28 protein-coding genes are annotated in these 22876 nt (G+C 43.7%); all 28 read left to right on the top strand.

Translation table 11 applies throughout. The features are described 5' to 3' along the window. The first annotated feature begins 124 nt into the window (after positions 1–124). The 28 genes from D3H55_RS17590 (at position 125) to rpmD (ending at position 22858) form a co-directional block, all read left to right on the top strand. The gene (locus D3H55_RS17590) at positions 125–730 is read left to right on the top strand and encodes a class I SAM-dependent methyltransferase (RefSeq protein WP_119548628.1); all 606 of its coding nucleotides are present in this window, start codon (positions 125–127) and stop codon (positions 728–730) included. Between the two features lie 239 nt (positions 731–969). Beyond that, the gene (gene rpoB, locus D3H55_RS17585; RefSeq protein ID WP_119548627.1) at positions 970–4527 is read left to right on the top strand and encodes a DNA-directed RNA polymerase subunit beta; all 3558 of its coding nucleotides are present in this window, start codon (positions 970–972) and stop codon (positions 4525–4527) included. Between the two features lie 56 nt (positions 4528–4583). Then, complete coding sequence (gene rpoC, locus D3H55_RS17580; RefSeq protein WP_119548626.1) at positions 4584–8180, top strand: DNA-directed RNA polymerase subunit beta'; 3597 nt, start codon at positions 4584–4586, stop codon at positions 8178–8180. Positions 8181–8315: 135 nt separating this feature from the next. Next, the gene (locus D3H55_RS17575) at positions 8316–8564 is read left to right on the top strand and encodes a 50S ribosomal protein L7ae-like protein (RefSeq protein WP_119548625.1); all 249 of its coding nucleotides are present in this window, start codon (positions 8316–8318) and stop codon (positions 8562–8564) included. A gap of 102 nt (positions 8565–8666) precedes the next feature. Continuing rightward, positions 8667–9089: a 30S ribosomal protein S12 gene (rpsL, locus tag D3H55_RS17570; protein WP_113929750.1), complete on the top strand. Its 423-nt coding sequence runs from the start codon at positions 8667–8669 to the stop codon at positions 9087–9089. A gap of 50 nt (positions 9090–9139) precedes the next feature. Further along, entirely contained in the window at positions 9140–9610 is a 471-nt protein-coding gene (rpsG, locus tag D3H55_RS17565; RefSeq protein WP_119548624.1) for a 30S ribosomal protein S7, read from the top strand. Positions 9611–9658: 48 nt separating this feature from the next. Further along, positions 9659–11737, top strand: coding sequence for an elongation factor G (fusA, locus tag D3H55_RS17560; RefSeq protein WP_119548623.1), 2079 nt, complete (start codon positions 9659–9661; stop codon positions 11735–11737). A 129-nt stretch (positions 11738–11866) separates the two neighbouring features. Further along, positions 11867–13057 carry an elongation factor Tu gene (gene tuf / locus D3H55_RS17555; RefSeq protein ID WP_119548622.1) on the top strand — a complete coding sequence of 397 codons (1191 nt, stop codon included), beginning with the start codon at positions 11867–11869 and terminating at the stop codon, positions 13055–13057. Between the two features lie 1114 nt (positions 13058–14171). Continuing rightward, positions 14172–14480 (top strand): 30S ribosomal protein S10, encoded by a 309-nt coding sequence (gene rpsJ, locus D3H55_RS17550; RefSeq protein ID WP_034676072.1) that lies wholly within the window; start codon positions 14172–14174, stop codon positions 14478–14480. 34 nt (positions 14481–14514) lie between these two features. Beyond that, a complete protein-coding gene (gene rplC, locus D3H55_RS17545) occupies positions 14515–15144 on the top strand; it encodes a 50S ribosomal protein L3 (protein ID WP_119548621.1) in 630 nt (209 codons plus the stop codon). Positions 15145–15174: 30 nt separating this feature from the next. Then, a complete protein-coding gene (gene rplD, locus D3H55_RS17540; protein ID WP_119548620.1) occupies positions 15175–15798 on the top strand; it encodes a 50S ribosomal protein L4 in 624 nt (207 codons plus the stop codon). Further along, a complete protein-coding gene (rplW, locus tag D3H55_RS17535; RefSeq protein WP_119548619.1) occupies positions 15798–16082 on the top strand; it encodes a 50S ribosomal protein L23 in 285 nt (94 codons plus the stop codon). Before rplD ends, rplW begins: the two co-directional genes overlap by 1 nt. A 30-nt stretch (positions 16083–16112) precedes the next feature. Next, complete coding sequence (rplB, locus tag D3H55_RS17530) at positions 16113–16943, top strand: 50S ribosomal protein L2 (protein WP_119548618.1); 831 nt, start codon at positions 16113–16115, stop codon at positions 16941–16943. Between the two features lie 60 nt (positions 16944–17003). After that, positions 17004–17282, top strand: coding sequence for a 30S ribosomal protein S19 (gene rpsS, locus D3H55_RS17525; protein ID WP_113929759.1), 279 nt, complete (start codon positions 17004–17006; stop codon positions 17280–17282). A gap of 19 nt (positions 17283–17301) precedes the next feature. Continuing rightward, positions 17302–17643 (top strand): 50S ribosomal protein L22, encoded by a 342-nt coding sequence (rplV, locus tag D3H55_RS17520; protein WP_006838981.1) that lies wholly within the window; start codon positions 17302–17304, stop codon positions 17641–17643. A 3-nt stretch (positions 17644–17646) separates the two neighbouring features. After that, positions 17647–18303 (top strand): 30S ribosomal protein S3, encoded by a 657-nt coding sequence (rpsC, locus tag D3H55_RS17515; protein ID WP_119548617.1) that lies wholly within the window; start codon positions 17647–17649, stop codon positions 18301–18303. Positions 18304–18305: 2 nt separating this feature from the next. Beyond that, on the top strand, positions 18306–18740 hold the full coding sequence (gene rplP, locus D3H55_RS17510) for a 50S ribosomal protein L16 (protein ID WP_113929761.1): 435 nt from the start codon (positions 18306–18308) through the stop codon (positions 18738–18740). After that, on the top strand, positions 18730–18933 hold the full coding sequence (gene rpmC / locus D3H55_RS17505) for a 50S ribosomal protein L29 (RefSeq protein ID WP_113929762.1): 204 nt from the start codon (positions 18730–18732) through the stop codon (positions 18931–18933). Before rplP ends, rpmC begins: the two co-directional genes overlap by 11 nt. 19 nt (positions 18934–18952) lie before the next feature. After that, positions 18953–19216: a 30S ribosomal protein S17 gene (gene rpsQ / locus D3H55_RS17500; protein ID WP_006838979.1), complete on the top strand. Its 264-nt coding sequence runs from the start codon at positions 18953–18955 to the stop codon at positions 19214–19216. A gap of 41 nt (positions 19217–19257) precedes the next feature. After that, entirely contained in the window at positions 19258–19626 is a 369-nt protein-coding gene (gene rplN, locus D3H55_RS17495; protein ID WP_119548616.1) for a 50S ribosomal protein L14, read from the top strand. 35 nt (positions 19627–19661) lie between these two features. Continuing rightward, entirely contained in the window at positions 19662–19973 is a 312-nt protein-coding gene (rplX, locus tag D3H55_RS17490) for a 50S ribosomal protein L24 (RefSeq protein WP_119548615.1), read from the top strand. Positions 19974–19998: 25 nt separating this feature from the next. Next, positions 19999–20538: a 50S ribosomal protein L5 gene (gene rplE / locus D3H55_RS17485; protein WP_119548614.1), complete on the top strand. Its 540-nt coding sequence runs from the start codon at positions 19999–20001 to the stop codon at positions 20536–20538. A gap of 24 nt (positions 20539–20562) precedes the next feature. Further along, positions 20563–20748, top strand: coding sequence for a type Z 30S ribosomal protein S14 (locus D3H55_RS17480; RefSeq protein ID WP_119548613.1), 186 nt, complete (start codon positions 20563–20565; stop codon positions 20746–20748). A gap of 30 nt (positions 20749–20778) precedes the next feature. Next, complete coding sequence (gene rpsH, locus D3H55_RS17475) at positions 20779–21177, top strand: 30S ribosomal protein S8 (protein WP_119548612.1); 399 nt, start codon at positions 20779–20781, stop codon at positions 21175–21177. 31 nt (positions 21178–21208) lie between these two features. Next, on the top strand, positions 21209–21745 hold the full coding sequence (rplF, locus tag D3H55_RS17470; RefSeq protein WP_119548611.1) for a 50S ribosomal protein L6: 537 nt from the start codon (positions 21209–21211) through the stop codon (positions 21743–21745). A 32-nt stretch (positions 21746–21777) separates the two neighbouring features. Next, the gene (gene rplR / locus D3H55_RS17465) at positions 21778–22140 is read left to right on the top strand and encodes a 50S ribosomal protein L18 (RefSeq protein WP_119548610.1); all 363 of its coding nucleotides are present in this window, start codon (positions 21778–21780) and stop codon (positions 22138–22140) included. A gap of 21 nt (positions 22141–22161) precedes the next feature. Further along, positions 22162–22662, top strand: a complete 501-nt coding sequence (gene rpsE / locus D3H55_RS17460; protein WP_119548609.1) for a 30S ribosomal protein S5 — start codon at positions 22162–22164, stop codon at positions 22660–22662. A gap of 13 nt (positions 22663–22675) precedes the next feature. Further along, complete coding sequence (gene rpmD, locus D3H55_RS17455) at positions 22676–22858, top strand: 50S ribosomal protein L30 (protein ID WP_119548608.1); 183 nt, start codon at positions 22676–22678, stop codon at positions 22856–22858. The last annotated feature ends 18 nt before the right edge of the window (positions 22859–22876 follow it).

The following is a 22876-nucleotide window of genomic DNA, read 5'->3' as shown; positions in this document are numbered from 1 at the left end:
ACGACAGATTTAAAAGCTCGCTTATTATAGCGGGCTTTTTTGTTCTGTTAGTCGGTAGAAAATCCCGCATATAAATCAGGTTGGCTGCAGCGTTTCGCTGAACACTCCGGATGGGAGGCTTTTGATGACGAATCATTATTATTCCCGTACACCTGAGGTGGAAAGTGACCCTCAGAAAATAGAAGCAGTATTAAGAGATTTTAAATTTCGCTTAAAAACGGACCAAGGTGTCTTTTCGAAGAATGAAATCGACTTTGGATCCCGGCTCCTTATCGATTCTTTTGCGGAAAATGAAATTGAAGGGCCGCTGCTTGATGTCGGCTGCGGCTATGGACCTGTCGGACTTGCGATGGCGAAAGCATTTCCGGAACGGACAATCCATATGGTCGATGTCAATGAAAGGGCGCTGGGACTTGCAAAAGAAAATGCGGATGTCCATAAATTATCGAATGTTTCAATCTATGAAAGCAGCTGCCTTACGAATGTAAATGAAATGGGATTCTCGGCCGTCCTGACAAACCCGCCAATAAGGGCAGGGAAAGAGGTTGTCCATGAAATCCTGGAAGACAGTTATAATCATCTGGCTGTTGGAGGCGAGTTGTGGGTTGTCATCCAGAAGAAACAAGGTGCATCCTCAGCTCAGAAAAAAATGGCCGATGTTTACGGAAATGCAGAAGTGGCAGCCAAGAAAAAAGGCTATCAGATTTTAAAATCCGTAAAAGAAAATTAATTGACGTAATATATGGGCTATGTTAGTATTATAAAATGCAAAAATATTATTTTCCGGTATTATGTCCATATGTATAAAGTTTGGGATAATTGGAAAAGATTATAAAATAATAGCTCGTTATGTGGAAAATGAGGTTTTATGGAGTAAAACCCTTTTTCTTTTTGTCTTATGGTAGAGTGGTTGTGCTGCTATAAGACCAATAGAGGCAACCAAAACGTTTGATTTGAGGGGTGAATCAGTTGACAGGTCAACTAGTTCAGTATGGACGACACCGCCAACGCAGAAGTTTTGCGCGTATCAGTGAAGTATTAGATTTACCAAATTTAATCGAAATTCAAACATCCTCCTATCAATGGTTTCTTGATGAGGGATTAAGAGAGATGTTTCGCGACATTTCTCCGATTGAGGACTTCACTGGTAATCTTTCCTTGGAATTTATTGATTACAGCCTTGGAGAGCCAAAGTACTCGGTGGAAGAATCAAAAGAGCGCGATGTAACATATTCTGCGCCGTTAAGGGTAAAGGTCCGTTTGTTAAACAAGGAAACCGGCGAAGTCAAGGACCAGGATGTATTCATGGGAGATTTCCCATTGATGACAGACACGGGGACGTTCGTGATCAATGGTGCGGAACGCGTTATTGTATCACAGCTTGTTCGTTCTCCAAGTGTGTACTTCAGCGGTAAAATGGACAAAAACGGCAAGAAGGGCTTCACTGCCACCGTTATTCCAAACCGCGGTGCGTGGCTGGAATATGAGACAGATGCGAAAGATGTAGTGCATGTGCGGATCGACCGCACACGTAAATTACCGGTAACGGTTCTTTTGCGTGCACTTGGGTTTGGTTCTGATCAAGAAATCATCGATCTTGTTGGTGATAATGAGTATATCAGGAATACACTCGAGAAGGACAACACGGAAGGTATCGAGAAAGCGCTTCTTGAAATCTATGAGCGACTCCGTCCGGGTGAGCCGCCTACAGTTGAAAATGCCAAGAGTCTATTAGTTTCACGTTTCTTTGATCCTAAAAGATATGACCTTGCCAATGTAGGACGCTACAAAATGAACAAAAAGCTTCATATCAAAAACCGTCTTTTCGGACAGACTCTGGCAGAAACGCTGGCCGATCCGGAAACAGGTGAGATTGTAGCTGAAAAGGGTACTGTGCTTGACCGCCGTGCTCTTGACAAAATCATTCCATACTTGGAGAACGGGATCGGTTTCAGGACCTACCAGCAATCTGGCGGAGTTTTGGAAGAAGATGTAGTTCTTCAATCTATTAAAATTTACTCTCCAAATGAAGAGGGAGAAAAAGAAATCAACGTTATCAGTAATGCGTTTGTTGAAGAGGAAATCAAAAACATTACACCTGCTGATATCATTTCTTCCATCAGTTACTTCTTTAACTTGCTTCATGGAGTAGGAGATACGGATGATATTGACCACTTGGGTAACAGGCGCCTTCGTTCTGTTGGTGAATTGCTGCAGAACCAATTCAGGATCGGTCTATCCCGTATGGAGCGTGTAGTGCGTGAGAGAATGTCCATTCAGGATGCCAACACAATCACTCCGCAGCAATTAATCAATATCCGCCCTGTTATCGCTTCCATCAAAGAGTTCTTCGGAAGTTCACAGCTTTCCCAGTTCATGGACCAAACCAATCCGCTTGCCGAGTTGACTCATAAGAGAAGACTTTCAGCATTGGGACCTGGTGGTCTGACTCGTGAACGTGCAGGATTCGAAGTTCGTGACGTCCACTACTCCCACTATGGGCGTATGTGTCCGATTGAAACGCCGGAGGGTCCGAACATCGGATTGATCAACTCCTTATCTTCATTCGCAAAAGTGAATCGTTTCGGTTTCATTGAAACGCCTTACCGCCGTGTCGACCCTGACACAGGGAAGGTAACGAACCGCATGGATTACCTGACTGCGGACGAAGAAGATAATTATGTAGTTGCACAGGCGAATGCCCGTTTAAGTGATGACGGATCATTCCTTGATGAGGAAGTCATCGCACGTTTCCGCGGTGAGAACACAGTTGTTAAACGTGAGCGCATCGATTACATGGATGTATCACCGAAACAGGTTGTTTCTGCAGCGACAGCATGTATACCGTTCCTTGAGAACGATGACTCGAACCGTGCCCTTATGGGAGCGAACATGCAGCGTCAAGCAGTGCCGCTTATGAACCCGGAATCTCCTATCGTAGGTACGGGGATGGAGCACGTGTCCGCAAAGGACTCTGGTGCTGCGGTCATTTGCAAGCATGAAGGTATTGTGGAACGTGTAGAAGCGAAACAGGTTTGGGTACGCCAGATTAAAGAAATTGATGGCCAGGAAGTAAAAGGCGATCTTGATAAATATAGAATGCAGAAATTCATCCGTTCCAATCAGGGAACTTGTTACAACCAGCGCCCGATCGTAAGTGAAGGCGACCGCGTAACAAAGGGTGAAATCCTTGCAGACGGTCCTTCAATGGAAAAAGGTGAACTTGCCCTTGGACGAAATGTCATGGTCGGTTTCATGACATGGGACGGCTACAACTATGAAGATGCTATCATCATGAGTGAACGCCTGGTCAAAGACGATGTTTATACTTCCATCCATATTGAAGAATACGAATCTGAGTCCAGGGATACAAAACTTGGACCGGAAGAAATCACGCGTGATATCCCGAATGTCGGTGAAGATGCTCTTCGCAATCTCGATGAACGTGGTATCATCCGCATCGGTGCAGAAGTCAAAGACGGCGACCTTCTAGTAGGTAAAGTAACGCCTAAGGGTGTAACAGAGCTTACAGCAGAAGAAAGACTATTGCATGCCATCTTTGGTGAGAAGGCACGTGAAGTCCGTGATACTTCTCTTCGCGTACCGCATGGCGGCGGCGGGATCGTCCTGGATGTCAAAGTCTTCAACCGTGAAGACGGAGATGAACTTCCTCCAGGTGTGAACCAGCTGGTTCGTGCATATATCGTTCAGAAACGTAAGATTTCTGAAGGAGATAAGATGGCCGGACGACATGGTAACAAGGGTGTTATCTCACGTATCCTTCCAGAAGAAGATATGCCGTTCCTTCCAGACGGAACACCGATCGATATCATGTTGAATCCACTTGGGGTTCCTTCCCGTATGAACATCGGGCAGGTGCTTGAGCTTCACCTTGGTATGGCTGCTAGATATCTTGGGATCCACGTAGCATCTCCTGTATTTGATGGAGCGCGTGAAGAAGATGTCTGGGCTACAATCGAAGAGGCAGGAATGGCGAGGGATGCCAAGACTGTCCTATATGATGGGCGTACTGGTGAACCATTCGATAACCGTGTATCAGTTGGTATCATGTATATGATCAAATTGGCTCACATGGTTGACGATAAGCTTCACGCCCGTTCAACTGGACCTTACTCACTTGTTACACAGCAGCCATTGGGCGGTAAAGCTCAATTCGGCGGACAGCGTTTCGGTGAGATGGAGGTATGGGCACTTGAAGCATACGGTGCTGCTTATACACTGCAAGAAATCCTTACAGTTAAATCTGATGATGTTGTCGGCCGTGTGAAAACTTATGAAGCCATTGTCAAAGGTGAAAATGTACCTGAACCTGGAGTTCCTGAGTCATTCAAAGTATTGATTAAAGAACTTCAAAGCTTGGGTATGGACGTTAAGATCCTTTCAAGCAACGATGAGGAAATCGAAATGCGTGACTTGGAAGATGAAGAGGAATCACAGCAGGCAGATACTTTAAATATCGCAGACAAGGATGAACAGGAATCCGAAACAGTTGGGTCGAAAGAGTAATCGGATTCTGGAGCAATTAGGGTTAGAACCTGTAGATTAAAAGGGAGGTAGGCCCCTTGCTAGATGTAAATAACTTTGAATATATGAAAATTGGCCTTGCATCACCAGACAAGATTCGTTCTTGGTCGTTCGGTGAAGTCAAGAAGCCTGAAACAATCAATTATCGTACGCTTAAACCCGAAAAGGACGGCTTGTTCTGCGAGCGCATCTTCGGCCCTACTAAGGACTGGGAATGCCACTGCGGTAAATACAAGCGCGTCCGCTATAAGGGTGTCGTCTGTGACCGATGCGGAGTTGAGGTGACAAAAGCGAAGGTACGCCGTGAAAGAATGGGGCATATCGAGCTTGCAGCACCTGTATCTCATATCTGGTACTTCAAAGGAATCCCAAGCCGTATGGGACTTGTCTTAGACATGTCCCCTCGTGCTCTGGAAGAAGTCATCTACTTCGCTTCCTATGTAGTGACAGAACCGGGCGATACTGCCCTTGAGAAGAAACAGCTACTCTCTGAAAAAGAATATCGTGCATACCGTGAAAAATATGGTGTTAAATTCCAGGCTGCAATGGGTGCTGAAGCGATCAAGAAGATCCTTCAGGACATCGACCTGGATAAAGAAGCCGATTTCTTGAAGGAAGAGCTGAAGACTGCCCAAGGCCAGCGCCGCACCCGTGCAATCAAAAGACTTGAAGTGGTTGAATCATTCCGTAATTCAGGAAACAATCCTGACTGGATGATCCTTGATGTACTTCCTGTCATCCCTCCTGAGCTGCGCCCGATGGTCCAGCTTGATGGCGGGCGTTTTGCAACTTCTGATCTGAATGACCTTTATCGCCGTGTTATCAACCGTAATAACCGCTTGAAGCGTTTATTGGATCTTGGTGCACCAAGCATTATCGTACAAAACGAGAAGCGTATGCTCCAGGAAGCTGTTGATGCATTGATCGATAACGGCCGCCGCGGACGTCCGGTAACCGGTCCTGGTAACAGACCGTTGAAATCTCTTTCCCACATGCTTAAAGGGAAACAGGGACGTTTCCGTCAGAACCTTCTTGGTAAGCGTGTTGACTATTCCGGCCGTTCAGTAATCGTCGTTGGTCCTAACTTGAAAATGTACCAATGCGGCCTTCCTAAAGAAATGGCACTTGAGCTGTTCAAGCCGTTCGTTATGAAGGAACTGGTTGAAAAAGGCATAGCGCATAACATCAAGAGTGCGAAACGTAAAATTGAAAGAATCCAGCCTGAAGTATGGGATGTGCTTGAAGAAGTAATCAAAGAGCACCCTGTATTACTTAACCGTGCCCCGACTCTTCACCGTTTGGGAATCCAGGCTTTCGAACCGACACTGGTAGAGGGAAGGGCAATCCGCCTTCACCCGCTCGTATGTACTGCATATAACGCTGACTTCGATGGCGACCAGATGGCTGTCCACGTACCGTTGTCAAGTGAAGCACAAGCTGAAGCCAGAATGCTCATGCTTGCAGCACAGAACATCCTGAACCCGAAAGATGGTAAGCCGGTTGTAACTCCGTCCCAGGATATGGTTCTTGGTAACTACTACCTGACGATGGAACGCGAGGGTGCAAAAGGGGAAGGAAGCACGTTCACAGATGCAAACGAAGCGCTGCTTGCATACCAGAACGGATATGTGCACCTGCACAGCCGTATTGCGATTGCAGCGAGCTCAGTTAATAATAAGACGTTCACTGAAAAGCAGAATAAACAACTATTACTGACAACAGTCGGAAAGATTGTCTTTAATGAAATTCTTCCAGACAGTTTCCCTTACATCAACGAGCCGACTCAGAGCAACCTGGAAACAGTGACACCTGAGAACTATTTCGTTGACCCGACAACTGACATTAAAGAAGAGTTCAAAAATAGAGAGTTAATCAATCCGTTCAAAAAAGGATTCCTTGGAAATGTAATCGCGGAAGTCTTCAAACGCTTTGCGATCACAGAAACTTCCCGTATGCTCGACCGCATGAAGGACCTTGGATTCAAATACTCCACCAAAGCCGGTATAACGGTCGGTATCGCAGATATCGTCGTACTTGGCGAGAAAGAGGAAATTCTGAAAGAAGCGCAGTCCAAAGTCGATAATGTGCTGAAACAGTTCAAGCGCGGATTGATTACTGAAGATGAGCGTTATGACAGAGTTATCTCGATCTGGAGTGCTGCCAAGGATACAATCCAAGGCAAATTGATGGCTACGCTCGACAGAAGCAACCCTATCTTCATGATGAGTGATTCCGGTGCGCGTGGTAACGCATCCAACTTCACTCAGCTTGCAGGTATGCGCGGACTAATGGCCAACCCGGCTGGTCGTATCATCGAGCTTCCTATCAAATCAAGTTTCCGTGAAGGGCTGACAGTACTTGAGTACTTCATTTCCACTCACGGTGCACGTAAAGGTCTTGCCGATACGGCCCTTAAGACTGCCGATTCAGGTTACCTGACACGCCGTCTTGTCGATGTAGCACAGGATGTCATAGTCCGTGTGGAAGATTGCGGAACAGACCGCGGCCTTCATGTTGCATCCATCAAGGATGGTACGGAAATCATCGAACCGCTTGAAGAACGCCTTATCGGACGCTATTCCCGCAGGGCAGTCAAGCATCCGGAAACAAAAGAAGTCATTGTTGAAGAAAATCAATTGATTACCGAAGATCTTGCTAAGATAATCGTTGATTCTGGTATCGAAACAGTCTATATCCGTTCCGCATTTACATGTAATACACGCCATGGTGTGTGTGAGAAGTGTTACGGAACAAACCTTGCTACCGGCCAAAAGGTAGAAGTCGGCGAAGCAGTCGGTATCATCGCTGCCCAATCAATCGGTGAGCCGGGTACACAGCTTACCATGCGTACCTTCCATACAGGAGGGGTGGCAGGAGACGATATCACTCAGGGTCTTCCGCGTATCCAGGAGATCTTCGAGGCTCGTCATCCGAAAGGTCAGGCTGTCATTTCTGAAATCGAGGGTGTTATCACGTCCATTTCAGAAGGCAAGGATCGTCAATATGAAATTACGGTTCAAGGCGATGTTGAAACCAGGACGTACACAGCTCCATATACCGCCCGCTTGAAGTTCGGTGTCAATGACCGTGTGGATAGAGGCCAGGAGCTTACTGAAGGTTCCATCGATCCAAAAGAACTATTGAAAGTCCGCGACGTAAACGCGGTTCAGGAATACTTGCTTCGTGAAGTTCAAAAAGTTTACCGTATGCAGGGTGTTGAAATCGGCGATAAGCACGTAGAGGTAATGGTTCGTCAAATGCTGAGAAAAGTAAGAGTAATCGATGCAGGTGAAACCGATGTTCTGCCTGGTACATTGCTTGATATCCACCAGTTTACGGATGCCAATGAAAAAGCGATCCTTGAAGGCTCTGTACCAGCTACAGGCCGTCCGGTGTTGCTTGGTATCACGAAAGCATCTCTAGAAACTGACTCATTCTTGTCTGCGGCATCCTTCCAGGAGACAACTCGTGTCCTTACAGATGCAGCGATCAAAGGCAAGCGTGACGAGCTTCTCGGCTTGAAAGAAAATGTCATCATCGGTAAACTTGTTCCAGCCGGAACAGGAATGCAGCGCTACCGCAAAGCAGAACCTTTGATGGATCAAGAAGCAGAAGAGGCAGTCACAGTAGAGTAATTTAATATAGTGCGGCGTTAATTTTGACGCCGCACTTATAAATTATTCATTTCTATTGTTGACAATAGATTTTTAAGATGATAATATATTCAAGGTTGCTCCTATACTGTAACCTGTTACTTTGGAGGATGAAATATGTCTTATGAAAAAGTATCACAGGCGTCTGAAATCATTGTAGGAACAAAGCAGACAGTCAAAGCTCTTAAAAACGGACTTGTATCGTTGCTGGTCGTAGCAGGAGATGCTGATCATAAAGTTACTTCCAAAGTCATACAAACAGCCGAAGAAATGAATGTTCCAGTGACACGAGTTGATTCCATGCGAAAGCTGGGGAAGTCATGCGGAATAGACGTTGGAGCCGCAGCTGTTGCTATTATTAAGTAAAATAGTTTTTGCAGCACAAATACTGCAAAGACTTTGTTTTTACACAAAAATGAACCACCTGGATGTGTGGGCTTATAAAATGTAAGAAGGGAGGATATATCCATGCCTACTATTAATCAATTAGTGCGTAAACCACGCCAATCTAAATCAACAAAGTCTACTTCACCTGCTTTGAATAAAGGTTACAACAGTTTCAAAAAAGTGAACACTAACCTTTCTTCTCCACAAAAACGCGGTGTTTGTACTCGTGTTGGTACAATGACTCCGAAGAAACCAAACTCAGCGTTGCGTAAATACGCTCGTGTACGTCTAACAAACGGAATCGAGGTAACTGCATACATTCCTGGGATTGGCCACAATCTTCAAGAGCACAGCGTTGTACTTATTCGCGGAGGACGTGTAAAAGATTTACCGGGAGTACGCTATCACATCGTTCGCGGTGCGCTAGATACAGCTGGTGTTGAAGGTCGTATGCAAGGCCGTTCTAAATACGGTACTAAGCGTCCTAAAGCAGCTAAGAAATAATAAACAAGAACTTAACGAATAGATAACTTTCGTTGAAAGGAGGAAAACACATGCCACGTAAAGGTCCTGTAGCAAAAAGAGACGTATTACCAGATCCAATGTACAATTCCAAATTAGTTTCTCGTCTAATCAACAAAATCATGATTGACGGTAAGAGAGGTAAAGCTCAAAAGAAACTATACGCAGCGTTTGATCTTATTGCTGAGCGTTCTGGAAAAGATGCAATGGAAGTATTCGATCAAGCTCTGAAAAACATCATGCCTGTATTGGAAGTAAGAGCCCGTCGTGTGGGTGGTGCAAACTACCAAGTTCCTGTAGAAGTTCGTCCAGAGCGTCGTACTACATTAGGTCTTCGTTGGTTAGTAAACTACTCTCGTCTTCGCGGTGAAAAGACAATGGAAGAGCGTTTAGCTAACGAAATCCTTGATGCAGCAAACAACACTGGAGCTTCTGTTAAGAAGCGTGAAGATATGCATAAGATGGCTGAAGCGAACAAAGCGTTTGCTCACTATCGCTGGTAATCTTCTACTATACAAACTAATTTTCATTAATGGAAGGAGAAAGACGACATGCCTAGAGAGTTCTCCTTAGAAAAGACTCGTAATATCGGTATCATGGCTCACATCGATGCCGGTAAAACAACTGCAACAGAGCGTATCCTTTTCTATACTGGACGTATTCACAAAATCGGTGAAACTCACGAAGGTGCTTCCCAAATGGACTGGATGGAGCAGGAGCAGGAACGTGGAATCACGATCACATCTGCTGCGACAACAGCTTCTTGGAAAGACCATCGTATCAATATCATTGATACACCAGGACACGTAGACTTCACAGTTGAAGTTGAGCGTTCCCTTCGTGTACTTGATGGTGCAGTAGCAGTTCTAGACGCTCAGTCTGGAGTTGAGCCTCAAACTGAAACAGTTTGGCGCCAAGCAACAACTTACGGTGTTCCACGTGTTGTATTCGTTAACAAGATGGATAAAATCGGTGCAGATTTCCTATACTCTGTAGGAACTTTGCATGACCGTCTTCAAGCGAATGCACATCCTGTACAGCTTCCAATCGGTGCTGAGGATGAATTCGAAGGAATCATCGACCTTCTGGAAATGAAAGCATATTTCTACGAAGATGATCTTGGAACACGCGCTGAAGCTCGCGAAATCCCGGATGAGTACAAAGATCAAGCTGAAGAATACCGTGGAAAACTAGTTGAAGCGGTAGCTGACCTTGATGAAGAACTCATGATGAAATATCTAGAAGGCGAAGAGTTCACTAATGACGAGTTGAAAGCTGCAGTTCGTAAAGCTACATTGACTGTAGATTTCTATCCTGTACTTTGTGGTTCTGCCTTCAAAAACAAAGGTGTCCAGTTATTGATCGATGCTGTCATCGACTACCTTCCGGCTCCAACTGATGTTGCCGATATCAAAGGTACACTTCCTGATACAGAAGAAGAAGTAACTCGTCCTTCAACGGATGACGCTCCTTTCTCTGCATTGGCGTTCAAAGTTATGACTGACCCTTATGTTGGTAAACTTACATTCTTCCGTGTGTATTCTGGAACATTAGACTCAGGATCATACGTACAAAACTCCACGAAAGGCAAGCGTGAGCGTGTAGGCCGTATCCTGCAGATGCACGCCAACTCTCGTGAAGAAATCTCTACAGTATACGCTGGAGACATCGCTGCTGCAGTGGGTCTTAAGGACACTGCAACTGGTGACACACTATGTGACGAAAAGAGCCTTGTAATCTTGGAGTCCATGGAATTCCCAGAGCCTGTTATCTCGCTGTCTGTTGAGCCTAAATCTAAAGCGGACCAAGATAAAATGACAACTGCGCTACAGAAACTTCAAGAAGAAGATCCTACATTCCGCGCGCATACTGACCAGGAAACTGGACAAGTAATCATCGCGGGTATGGGTGAACTTCACTTGGATATCATCGTGGATCGCATGAGACGCGAATTCAAGGTTGAAGCTAACGTTGGTGCTCCTCAGGTATCTTACCGTGAAACTTTCCGCGGTTCTGCTAAGGTTGAAGGTAAATTTGCCCGTCAATCCGGTGGTCGTGGACAATTCGGACACGTTTGGATCGAATTCTCTCCAAACGAAGAAGGAAAAGGCTTCGAATTCGAAAATGGAATCGTCGGAGGGGTTGTTCCACGTGAATACATCCCTGCAGTACAAGCTGGTCTTGCAGACGCTATGGAAAATGGTGTTATCGCCGGTTATCCATTGATCGATGTAAAAGCCAGACTAGTGGACGGTTCTTACCACGACGTCGATTCTTCTGAAATGGCCTTTAAAGTAGCTGCATCCCTTGCACTTAAAAACGCAGTTTCTAAGTGTGATCCAGCTATCCTTGAGCCAATGATGAAGGTTGAAGTTGTCATCCCTGAAGAGTACATGGGAGACATCATGGGTGATATCACATCCCGTCGCGGACGCGTTGAAGGTATGGAAGCCCGCGGTAACGCACAAGTAGTTAAAGCGTTCGTTCCACTTTCTGAAATGTTTGGTTATGCAACTTCATTGCGTTCTAACACGCAAGGTCGCGGAACATACTCTATGCACTTCGACCATTATGAAGAAGTACCTAAATCAATCGCTGAAGAAATCGTCAAAAAAAATAAAGGTGAATAATTGATTTATTCGCTGTAATCAAGTATAAATACTAGTGTAAGCTATGGTATCAAAGGAGGCAGCACCCCTGCCTTCTGACAACCATATAAAATATACTTAATTCTTTAAAAATCAAAGGAGGATTTCCTAATGGGTAAGGAAAAATTCGATCGTTCCAAGCAACATGCTAATATCGGTACAATTGGTCACGTTGACCATGGTAAAACTACATTAACAGCTGCTATCACAACTACTCTTCACAAGAAGTATGGTCGTGGAACAGCTATGGCTTATGACCAAATTGACGGTGCTCCAGAAGAAAGAGAGCGCGGTATCACAATTTCTACTGCACACGTTGAGTACGAAACTGATACTCGTCACTATGCACACGTTGACTGCCCTGGTCACGCTGACTACGTTAAAAACATGATCACTGGTGCTGCTCAAATGGACGGCGGAATCCTAGTTGTTTCTGCTGCTGATGGCCCAATGCCACAAACTCGTGAGCACATCCTTCTTTCTCGCCAAGTTGGTGTACCATACCTAGTTGTTTTCATGAACAAATGTGACATGGTAGACGACGAAGAGCTTCTTGAACTAGTAGAAATGGAAGTTCGTGACCTTCTTTCTGAATACGACTTCCCTGGTGACGATGTACCAGTAATCAAAGGTTCTGCTCTTAAAGCTCTTGAGGGAGACCCTGAGTGGGAAGAAAAAATCTACGAACTAATGGAAGCTGTTGACAGCTATATCCCAACTCCAGAGCGTGACACTGAAAAACCATTCATGATGCCTGTTGAGGATGTATTCTCAATCACTGGCCGTGGTACTGTTGCAACTGGACGTGTAGAGCGTGGACAAGTAAAAGTTGGAGATACTGTTGATATCATCGGTCTTTCTGAAGAGCCTAAATCTACTACTGTAACTGGTGTAGAAATGTTCCGTAAGCTTCTTGATTATGCAGAAGCTGGAGACAACATCGGAGCTCTTCTTCGTGGTGTAGCACGTGAAGACATCCAACGTGGTCAAGTACTTGCAAAGCCAGGTACAATCACTCCACACACAAAGTTCAAAGCTGAAGTTTATGTTCTATCTAAAGAAGAAGGTGGACGTCACACTCCATTCTTCACTAACTACCGTCCTCAGTTCTACTTCCGTACAACTGATGTAACTGGTATCTGTAATCTTCCTGAAGGCGTAGAAATGGTTATGCCTGGAGATAACATCGAAATGACAGTTGAACTAATCTCTCCAATCGCTATCGAAGAAGGTACTAAATTCTCTATCCGTGAGGGTGGACGTACTGTAGGCGCTGGAGTAGTTGCTTCTATCCAAGAGTAATCTTACTCTGACGATGAAAATATAAAGCAGATGGGATCCGGAGCCCATCTGCTTTTTTATATGCGATTGTATAGGTGAATATGCAGGCAATGCTGCATACCGCTATTTCAGCCCGTTTAGTGGAGATGCGATGGGACGTTATCAGAGAAACTGCCAAAATAAAAAGAATAACTACGCAAATGAAGTGATAGGATAGGAGAGAAACAAATCATTATAGATAGGAAATGAGCAGCTTGTTGAGATTGCATGCGGCTAAAGAAAGAAGATCAAGAGAAGATCAAGAGTATTGCGATGCGAATAGAAAACAAAGGTACCATTCAGGAAAGAGCAGGGTGTGAAAATAATGTGATTGATAGAGAAAGAAACAAAGGAATTTAAAAATGACTCCTAACCAATAATGGTGTGAATCGGAAGAAACACAAGGTTACAAAAGGTTACAAAAGGAGTCGCAGTTTTAACAACGTGATAGAGGTGGGAACCCCAGGTTAAAAAAGAAAACGCAGTTTATAACAGTATGAATAAGAGAGAAACACAAGGTGATAAAAGGAAATCCACCTTATAACAATTTGAATAAGAAGAAAACATCTTCTTTAAACCCAAACACCAGGTTACAAAAAGAACAGCAGCCCATAGCAGTGTGATTCAAAGAAAAACATCTGGTTACAATAGTACCTCAGTAATTAACAGTATAATAAAGCAAAGCATTTTTAATAAAACAAGTTTCTTCCATTAGAATGACACGACAAACAAAACCCCATTTCAGAATCACCATACCCATTACCAAGTTCCTTCTATAAATAACCATGCAGCTTGAAACTCCAAAGCACTCTTCAGCAAACGTGACAACCCATCCCATTAGAAATATTTTGTAAAACCCTCAGCCCCTTGCAAACACCCAAATAGATTTGTATAATTGTAAAAGTGCGCTGATCACAAAGATATTCAATAAAATGTTGCATATCTCCTGTGTATTAGTTATAATAGAGAATGTTGGTCTTTGACTGCGATGAAATGGAAGGTTGCTGACACACCCGGCCGCTTTGCCATGGCGAGTGTGTGGGAAATTTCCATGGAGAATGTCTATCTTAAAGTAGGCGAAAAAGGAGGGAAAATAATGGCAAAACAAAAAATTCGTATCCGTTTAAAAGCGTATGATCACAGAATCCTTGATCAATCTGCAGAGAAAATTGTTGAAACAGCAAAGCGTTCTGGTGCGGCAGTATCCGGCCCGATCCCGCTTCCGACTGAAAAGTCAATCTACACAATTCTTCGTGCGGTCCATAAGTACAAAGATTCTCGTGAGCAATTCGAAATGCGTACGCATAAACGCTTAATCGATATTGTTAACCCAACACCACAAACGGTTGATGCGCTAATGCGTTTAGATCTTCCATCTGGTGTCGATATTGAAATCAAATTATAATAACCATACAAAAACAACTCAGGAGGTGTGACTTATGACCAAAGGAATCTTAGGTAGAAAGATTGGTATGACTCAAGTTTTTGCTGAAAACGGTGATCTTATCCCGGTAACTGTTATCGAAGCAGCTGGAAACGTTGTTCTTCAAAAGAAAACTGCAGAAGTTGATGGCTACGAAGCTATCCAAATCGGTTTCGAAGACAAACGCGAAAAGCTTTCTAACAAACCGGAAAAAGGACACGTTGCCAAAGCGGAGACTGCCCCTAAGCGCTTCATCCGTGAATTCCGCGGAGTTAACTCTTCAGATTATGAAGTAGGTCAAGAAGTCAAAGTAGAAATTTTCGCAGAAGGCGATATCGTAGATGTAACAGGAATTTCAAAGGGTAAAGGTTTCCAAGGTGCTATCAAGCGTCACAACCAATCCCGCGGACCAATGTCCCACGGTTCCCGTTATCATCGTCGTCCTGGTTCAATGGGACCAGTTGATCCAAACCGTGTATTCAAAGGTAAACTATTGCCTGGACGCATGGGTGGAGAGCAAATCACTATCCAAAACCTTGAAATTGTCAAAGTTGATGCTGAGCGCAACTTGCTTCTAGTAAAAGGGAATGTTCCTGGACCTAAAAAAGCAATGCTTAAAGTCAAGACTGGCATTAAAACAAAATAATAGAATTTTTTTGGAAAGGAGGAAACACGAATGCCTAAAGTAGCATTATTTAACCAAAGCGGATCACAAGTTGGTGATGTAGAACTTAATGATTCAGTATTTGGTATCGAACCGAATCAAAGCGTACTATATGAAGCTGTTATCATGCAAAGAGCATCTCAGCGTCAAGGTACAAGCAAAGTAAAAGGCCGTTCTGAAGTAAGAGGCGGTGGACGTAAACCATGGCGTCAAAAAGGTACTGGACGTGCACGTCAGGGATCTATCAGATCTCCACAATGGCGCGGCGGTGGTACTGTATTTGGACCAGTTCCACGCAGCTACAGCTACAAGCTTCCTAAGAAGGTTCGTCGCTTAGCTATCAAATCTGCTCTTTCTACTAAAGTAGCAGACGAAAACATCCTTGTATTGGAATCTCTTGTTTTTGATGCTCCAAAAACAAAAGAATTCGCTAACGTATTGAAAAATCTTTCAGTTAACGCTAAAACACTAGTGGTAACAGAAGGTTCAGAAGATAACGTAGCACTATCAGCACGTAACATTCCTGGTATAACAGTAGTTGCAGCTAACGGAATCAGCGTACTGGACGTTGTTGCTCATGATAAATTGATCATCACTAAAGCAGCAGTTGAAAAAGTAGAGGAGGTGCTTGCATAATGGATGCACGCGATATCATTAAGCGCCCCGTAATTACAGAACTTTCAACTGATCTTATGGCTGATAAAAAATACACTTTTGAAGTCGACACTAGAGCGAATAAGACTCAAGTTAAAGATGCAGTTGAAGAAATCTTCGGCGTTAAAGTTGCAAAAGTGAACGTTATGAACTACAAAGGTAAGTTCAAACGTATGGGACGTCACGCTGGCTATACGAACAAACGTCGTAAAGCAGTAGTCACTCTTACAACTGAAAGCAAAGAAATCGAATTCTTTGAAGTATAATAATTAAAATTTAGAAGAGGAGGGAAAAACATGGCGATTAAAAAGTATAAACCAACCTCTAATGGTCGTCGCGGTATGACTACATCTGATTTCGCAGAGATCACTACTGACAAACCAGAAAAGTCATTGCTTGCGCCTTTACACAAAAAAGGCGGCCGTAACAACCAGGGTAAGTTAACAGTTCGTCATCAAGGCGGCGGTCATAAGCGCCAATACCGTGTTATCGATTTCAAACGCGATAAAGATGGTATACCAGGACGCGTTGCTACAATTGAGTATGATCCTAACCGCTCAGCAAACATTGCATTAATCAACTATGTGGATGGAGAAAAGCGTTACATTCTTGCTCCTAAGACAATTCAAGTAGGTATGGAAGTAATGTCCGGCCCTGAAGCAGATATCAAAGTAGGTAACACATTACCACTTATCAACATCCCTGTAGGTACAGTAGTTCATAACATCGAACTTAAACCAGGTAAAGGCGGACAATTGGTTCGTTCTGCTGGTACATCTGCACAGGTTCTTGGTAAAGAAGGTAAATACGTGCTTGTACGTTTGAACTCAGGTGAGGTTCGCATGATCCTTTCATCTTGCCGCGCGACTGTAGGTCAAGTGGGTAACGAACAACACGAACTTATCAACATCGGTAAAGCAGGTCGTTCACGCTGGTTAGGCAAGCGCCCGACAGTACGTGGATCTGTAATGAACCCTAACGATCACCCACACGGTGGTGGTGAAGGACGCGCTCCTATCGGACGCAAATCACCAATGTCTCCATGGGGTAAACCAACTCTTGGATTCAAGACTCGTAAGAAGAAGAGCAAATCTGACAAATTTATTGTGCGCCGTCGCAAAAAATAACGGGATTGAACTACGGTTCACGCATAGAGCCGTAGAACAATCACGAAGGGAGGTTCAAACATGGGTCGTAGCTTAAAAAAGGGACCTTTTGTTGATGATCATTTGATGGTTAAAATCGAGAAATTGAACGAAGGCGAAAAGAAGCAAGTTGTTAAGACTTGGTCACGCCGTTCTACTATTTTCCCGAATTTCATCGGTCATACAATCGCGGTTTACGATGGTCGTAAACATGTACCGGTATACGTAACAGAAGACATGGTAGGACACAAGCTTGGTGAATTCGCACCATCTCGTTCTTACAAAGGTCATGGAAATGATGACAAGAAAACAAGACGCTAATTGAGAGGAGGGTATCCTAATGCAAGCTAAAGCTGTCGCTAAAACAGTTCGTATTGCTCCTCGTAAGGTACGTTTAGTGGTTGATCTAATCCGAGGTAAGCAAGTAGGTGAAGCTGTAGCGATTTTAAATCTTACTCCTAAAGCTGCTTCTCCAGTAGTTGAGAAAGTATTAAAATCTGCTATCGCTAACGCAGAACATAACTATGACATGGACGTGAACAACTTAGTCATCTCTGATGCCTTTGTTAACGAAGGTCCAACAATGAAACGCTTCCGCCCGCGTGCGATGGGTCGCGCAAGCCAAATCAACAAACGCACAAGCCACATCACAATCGTGGTATCAGAAAAGAAGGAGGGATAATTCGTGGGTCAAAAAGTACATCCAGTCGGACTGCGTGTAGGAGTAATTCGTGATTGGGAATCAAAATGGTACGCTGATAAAGATTATGCCAATCTTCTGCACGAAGACCTTAAAGTACGTGAATATATCGCGAAACGCCTAGTTGACGCATCTGTTTCTAAAGTAGAAATCGAGCGTGCGGCAAACCGCATCAACATCACAATTCATACAGCAAAACCTGGTATGGTTATCGGTAAAGGTGGTACAGAGGTTGAAGCTTTGCGTAAAGCTTTGAACGAGCTTACTTCTAAGCGTGTACACATCAATATCGTTGAAATCAAGAGAGCTGACCTGGACGCGAAGCTGGTTGCAGAGAACATTGCTCGTCAATTAGAAAACCGTGTATCTTTCCGTCGTGCTCAAAAACAAACTATCCAACGTGCAATGCGCGCAGGAGCAAAAGGTATCAAAACTCAAGTATCTGGTCGTCTTGGCGGTGCAGATATCGCTCGTGCTGAACATTACAGCGAAGGAACAGTTCCACTTCATACACTTCGCGCTGACATTGATTATGCTCATGCTGAAGCTGACACTACTTACGGTAAGCTTGGTGTTAAAGTATGGATCTATCGTGGAGAGGTCCTTCCTGCTAAGAAGAAATCTGAGGAAGGAGGAAAATAATTATGTTATTGCCTAAACGCGTTAAGTATCGTCGTGAACATCGTGGTAAGATGCGTGGTCGCGCAAAAGGCGGTCAAGAGGTTGCGTTCGGTGAATACGGCCTGCAGGCTGTAGAAGCTTCTTGGATCACTAACCGTCAAATTGAAGCAGCTCGTATCGCTATGACTCGTTACATGAAACGTGGCGGTAAAGTTTGGATTAAAATTTTCCCTCACAAACCTTACACTGCAAAACCTCTAGAAGTCCGAATGGGTTCTGGTAAAGGTGCTCCTGAAGGATGGGTAGCAGTTGTAAAACCTGGAAAGATCATGTTTGAAATTGCTGGTGTATCTGAAGAGGTTGCTCGTGAAGCCCTTCGTCTTGCATCACACAAACTTCCTATCAAGACTAAGTTTGTGAAACGAGAAGAAATTGGTGGTGAATCAAATGAAAACTAATGAAATCCGTGACCTAACCACTGCCGAAATTGACCAAAAAGTAAAATCCTTAAAAGAAGAACTATTTAACCTTCGCTTCCAGCTTGCGACAGGACAGCTTGAAAACACTGCCCGCATCCGCGAAGTGCGCAAGGCGATCGCTCGTATGAAAACTGTAATCCATGAAAGAGAGATCGGCGTTAACAATCGATAATTGAGAGGAGGTTTGCAGAATGAGTGAACGCAACCAACGTAAGGTTTACACTGGACGTGTTGTTTCCGACAAAATGGATAAAACAGTTACAGTTCTGGTTGAAACTTACAAAAAACATTCACTTTACGGCAAACGCGTAAAATACTCTAAAAAGTTTAAAGCTCATGATGAGCAAAACGAAGCTAAAACTGGCGATATCGTTCGTATCATGGAAACTCGCCCGCTTTCAGCTACAAAACGTTTCCGTTTAGTAGAAGTAGTAGAAAAAGCAGTAATTATTTAATAAATGTTCGGATATTTGCATTCCGAAGGGAGGTTACCTAGATGATTCAACAAGAATCTCGTTTGAAAGTTGCCGACAACTCTGGTGCTCGTGAAGTTTTGACTATTAAAGTCCTTGGCGGATCTGGCCGTAAAACAGCTAATATCGGTGATGTAATCGTATGTACAGTAAAACAAGCAACACCAGGTGGCGTTGTTAAAAAAGGCGACGTAGTAAAAGCTGTTGTTGTTCGTACAAAGAGCGGAGTTCGCCGTACAGACGGAACTTACATTAAGTTTGACGAAAACGCATGTGTAATCATCCGTGATGATAAAGGACCGCGTGGTACTCGTATCTTCGGACCTGTAGCACGTGAATTGCGCGAAAACAACTTTATGAAAATTGTATCATTAGCTCCAGAAGTTCTTTAATAGAACCTATTGTGCGTTAAGAGGAGGTGCGACTAATGCATGTTAAAAAAGGCGACAAAGTAATGGTTATCACAGGTAAAGATAAAGGCAAAACTGGTGTTGTATTGTCAGCATTGCCTAAGAAAGACCGTGTGATCGTAGAAGGAATAAATGTTATCAAGAAACATTCAAAGCCTTCTCAAGCAAACCCGCAAGGCGGAATCATCAGCCAAGAGGCACCTGTTCATGTATCGAATGTTATGCTGCTTGATCCTAAGACGAATGAACCAACTCGCGTAGGATTCAAGAAGGTTGATGGTAAAAATGTACGTGTAGCAAAAAAATCTGGTGAAGTTCTAGATAAATAGTTCAAAGTAGAAGGGAGGTACTCAAATGAACCGCCTAAAAGCAAAATTTAATGACGAAATCACTTCAGCTCTAATGAGCAAATTCAATTATAAATCCGTAATGCAGGTACCAAAACTCGAAAAAATCGTAGTTAACATGGGTATCGGCGATGCAGTTCAAAATGCGAAAGCATTGGATACAGCTGTAGAAGAATTAACATTAATCACTGGTCAAAAACCAGTTGTAACTAAAGCAAAAAAATCTATCGCAGGTTTCCGTCTTCGTGAAGGTATGCCAATCGGTGCGAAAGTAACACTTCGCGGCGAGCGCATGTATGAGTTCCTAGATAAATTAATCTCTGTATCTCTACCACGTGTACGTGACTTCCGCGGTATTTCTAAAAAAGCATTCGATGGTCGCGGTAACTACACTCTTGGTGTTAAAGAGCAGCTGATCTTCCCAGAGATCGATTATGATAAAGTTTCCAAAGTACGCGGAATGGATATCGTTATCGTTACTACTGCAAACTCTGATGAAGAATCACGTGAGTTATTGACTCAATTCGGAATGCCATTTCAAAAGTAATCTCTAAATAAGGGAGGCGAAAATGTGGCTAAAAAATCAATGATCGCAAAACAAAAACGTGAACCTAAGTACAAAGTTCAAGGATACACTCGCTGTGAGCGTTGTGGCCGTCCACATTCAGTAATCCGCAAATTCAAACTTTGCCGTATCTGTTTCCGTGAACTTGCATACAAGGGTCAAATTCCTGGCGTTAAAAAAGCTAGCTGGTAAAACCCTATATTGGGAAGGAGGTAAATTATTATGACATTGACAGATCCAATTGCAGATATGCTTACTCGCATCCGTAATGCGAATATGGTACGTCACGAGAAGCTAGAAATACCTGCTTCTAACATCAAAAAAGAAATCGCTGAAATCCTTAAACGTGAAGGTTTCGTGCGTGACGTGGAATTTGTAGAAGATAACAAGCAAGGTGTTATCCGCATTTTCTTAAAATATGGTTCTAACAACGAACGTGTAATCACTGGATTAAAGCGTATCTCTAAACCAGGTCTGCGCGTTTACGCAAAAGCTAATGAAGTTCCTAAAGTACTTAACGGACTAGGTGTAGCTCTTGTTTCCACTTCTCAAGGAGTGTTGACTGATAAAGAAGCCCGCGCTAAGCAAGTCGGTGGAGAAGTACTAGGATACGTTTGGTAATATTTTTTGAAATGAATGGAGGTGCAACAGTATGTCACGTGTAGGTAAAAAACCTATCGAGTTGCCAGAAGGCGTTACAATTACTACTGATGCCAATAACGTAACTGTAAAAGGTCCTAAAGGTGAATTGTCTCGTACATTCAGCCCGGATATGAACATAGAAATTCAAGAGAACGTAGTAAACATCACTCGTCCATCTGAATCTAAGGAACATCGTTCATTACACGGAACGACTCGTGCTTTGATCTCAAACATGGTTGAAGGTGTTTCTAAAGGATTCGAAAGAAACCTTGAACTTATCGGTGTAGGTTACCGTGCTCAAAAACAAGGATCTAAACTTGTATTGAACGTTGGGTATTCTCATCCAGTTGAATTCGAACCGGAAAACGGAATCGAAATCGAAGTTCCTGCTAACACAAAAATTTCAATCAAAGGTATCGACAAAGAGCGTGTTGGCGCAATTGCTTCCAACATCCGCGCTGTCCGTCCTCCTGAGCCTTATAAAGGTAAAGGTATCCGTTACGAAGGCGAACATGTACGCCGTAAAGAAGGTAAAACAGGTAAATAATGCCGCTTAGGCAGTAGAAAGGAGTGACCTTAATGATCACTAAGCCATCCAAAAACAAAACGCGTAAGAATAGACACGCACGTGTACGTGCCAAGATCACAGGAACAGAACAGCGTCCTCGTCTAAACGTATATCGTTCAAATAAAAACATCTACGCTCAATTGATCGATGATGTTAATGGTGTAACTTTGGCAAGTGCTTCTACTGTAGATAAAGAAATCAACCTTGACTCTACTGCTAACGTAGATGCAGCTGCTCAAGTCGGTGAACTAATTGCAAAACGTGCAACTGAAAAAGGTTTGAAATCTGTAGTATTTGACCGTGGAGGTTACCTATACCACGGCCGCGTAAAAGCACTAGCAGATGCAGCTCGTGAAAACGGCTTAGAATTTTAATAAAAAAGGAGGGACATATAGATGCGTCGTATTGATCCAAACAAACTAGAACTAGAAGAACGCGTAGTAACGATCAACCGTGTTGCAAAGGTAGTTAAAGGTGGACGTCGTTTCCGTTTCGCTGCTCTTGTAGTGGTTGGAGACAAAAACGGTCATGTAGGTTTCGGTACTGGTAAAGCTCAAGAGGTACCGGATGCTATCCGTAAAGCGATTGAAGATGCGAAGAAAAATCTTGTTGAAGTGCCTATGGTAGGTGGAACTACTCCTCACCTAGTAATCGGTCGTTTTGGTGCTGGTGAGATCCTTATCAAGCCTGCTTCTGCCGGTACAGGAATCATCGCTGGCGGACCAGTCCGTGCGGTACTTGAACTTGCTGGTGTACAGGATATCCTTTCTAAGTCATTGGGATCCAACACTCCAATCAACATGATCCGTGCTACAATTTCCGGATTAAAAGAACTTAAACGTGCTGAGGACGTAGCTAAGTTACGTGGTAAATCAGTAGAAGAACTGTTAGGATAAGGGAGGGATAACGATGGCAAACAAACTGGAAATTACCCTCACTCGCAGTGTGATTGGTCGTCCGAAAGACCAACGCGAAACAGTAAAGGCTCTGGGCTTACGTAAGCTTCATCAAACAGTTGAACAACAAGATAATGCTGCTATGCGCGGTATGATCAATAAGGTTGCTCACTTAGTCACGGTTAAAGAAGCTTAATTAGATTCTTTGTAAATA

Source organism: Bacillus salacetis (assembly GCF_003581585.1).
Taxonomy (GTDB): Bacteria; Bacillota; Bacilli; order Bacillales; family Bacillaceae_B; genus Rossellomorea; species Rossellomorea salacetis.
Note: the sequence above shows the minus strand (reverse complement) of the source record. Positions and strands in the feature narration are given on the sequence as shown.

Excerpts from the sequence above, each read along its gene's own strand:
- rplD (WP_119548620.1), top strand. The coding sequence starts at position 15,175 with ATGCCTAAAGTAGCATTATTTAACCAAAGCGGATCACAAGTTGGTGAT.
- rplR (WP_119548610.1), top strand. The coding sequence starts at position 21,778 with ATGATCACTAAGCCATCCAAAAACAAAACGCGTAAGAATAGACACGCA.
- fusA (WP_119548623.1), top strand. The coding sequence starts at position 9,659 with ATGCCTAGAGAGTTCTCCTTAGAAAAGACTCGTAATATCGGTATCATG.
- rplP (WP_113929761.1), top strand. The coding sequence starts at position 18,306 with ATGTTATTGCCTAAACGCGTTAAGTATCGTCGTGAACATCGTGGTAAG.
- rpsL (WP_113929750.1), top strand. The coding sequence starts at position 8,667 with ATGCCTACTATTAATCAATTAGTGCGTAAACCACGCCAATCTAAATCA.
- rplW (WP_119548619.1), top strand. The coding sequence starts at position 15,798 with ATGGATGCACGCGATATCATTAAGCGCCCCGTAATTACAGAACTTTCA.
- rplE (WP_119548614.1), top strand. The coding sequence starts at position 19,999 with ATGAACCGCCTAAAAGCAAAATTTAATGACGAAATCACTTCAGCTCTA.
- rplN (WP_119548616.1), top strand. The coding sequence starts at position 19,258 with ATGATTCAACAAGAATCTCGTTTGAAAGTTGCCGACAACTCTGGTGCT.
- rpmC (WP_113929762.1), top strand. The coding sequence starts at position 18,730 with ATGAAAACTAATGAAATCCGTGACCTAACCACTGCCGAAATTGACCAA.
- rplX (WP_119548615.1), top strand. The coding sequence starts at position 19,662 with ATGCATGTTAAAAAAGGCGACAAAGTAATGGTTATCACAGGTAAAGAT.
- rpsS (WP_113929759.1), top strand. The coding sequence starts at position 17,004 with ATGGGTCGTAGCTTAAAAAAGGGACCTTTTGTTGATGATCATTTGATG.
- rplB (WP_119548618.1), top strand. The coding sequence starts at position 16,113 with ATGGCGATTAAAAAGTATAAACCAACCTCTAATGGTCGTCGCGGTATG.
- rplF (WP_119548611.1), top strand. The coding sequence starts at position 21,209 with ATGTCACGTGTAGGTAAAAAACCTATCGAGTTGCCAGAAGGCGTTACA.
- rpsG (WP_119548624.1), top strand. The coding sequence starts at position 9,140 with ATGCCACGTAAAGGTCCTGTAGCAAAAAGAGACGTATTACCAGATCCA.
- rplC (WP_119548621.1), top strand. The coding sequence starts at position 14,515 with ATGACCAAAGGAATCTTAGGTAGAAAGATTGGTATGACTCAAGTTTTT.
- rpsQ (WP_006838979.1), top strand. The coding sequence starts at position 18,953 with ATGAGTGAACGCAACCAACGTAAGGTTTACACTGGACGTGTTGTTTCC.
- rpsJ (WP_034676072.1), top strand. The coding sequence starts at position 14,172 with ATGGCAAAACAAAAAATTCGTATCCGTTTAAAAGCGTATGATCACAGA.
- rpsE (WP_119548609.1), top strand. The coding sequence starts at position 22,162 with ATGCGTCGTATTGATCCAAACAAACTAGAACTAGAAGAACGCGTAGTA.
- D3H55_RS17575 (WP_119548625.1), top strand. The coding sequence starts at position 8,316 with ATGTCTTATGAAAAAGTATCACAGGCGTCTGAAATCATTGTAGGAACA.
- tuf (WP_119548622.1), top strand. The coding sequence starts at position 11,867 with ATGGGTAAGGAAAAATTCGATCGTTCCAAGCAACATGCTAATATCGGT.
- rplV (WP_006838981.1), top strand. The coding sequence starts at position 17,302 with ATGCAAGCTAAAGCTGTCGCTAAAACAGTTCGTATTGCTCCTCGTAAG.
- rpmD (WP_119548608.1), top strand. The coding sequence starts at position 22,676 with ATGGCAAACAAACTGGAAATTACCCTCACTCGCAGTGTGATTGGTCGT.
- D3H55_RS17590 (WP_119548628.1), top strand. The coding sequence starts at position 125 with ATGACGAATCATTATTATTCCCGTACACCTGAGGTGGAAAGTGACCCT.
- rpsH (WP_119548612.1), top strand. The coding sequence starts at position 20,779 with ATGACATTGACAGATCCAATTGCAGATATGCTTACTCGCATCCGTAAT.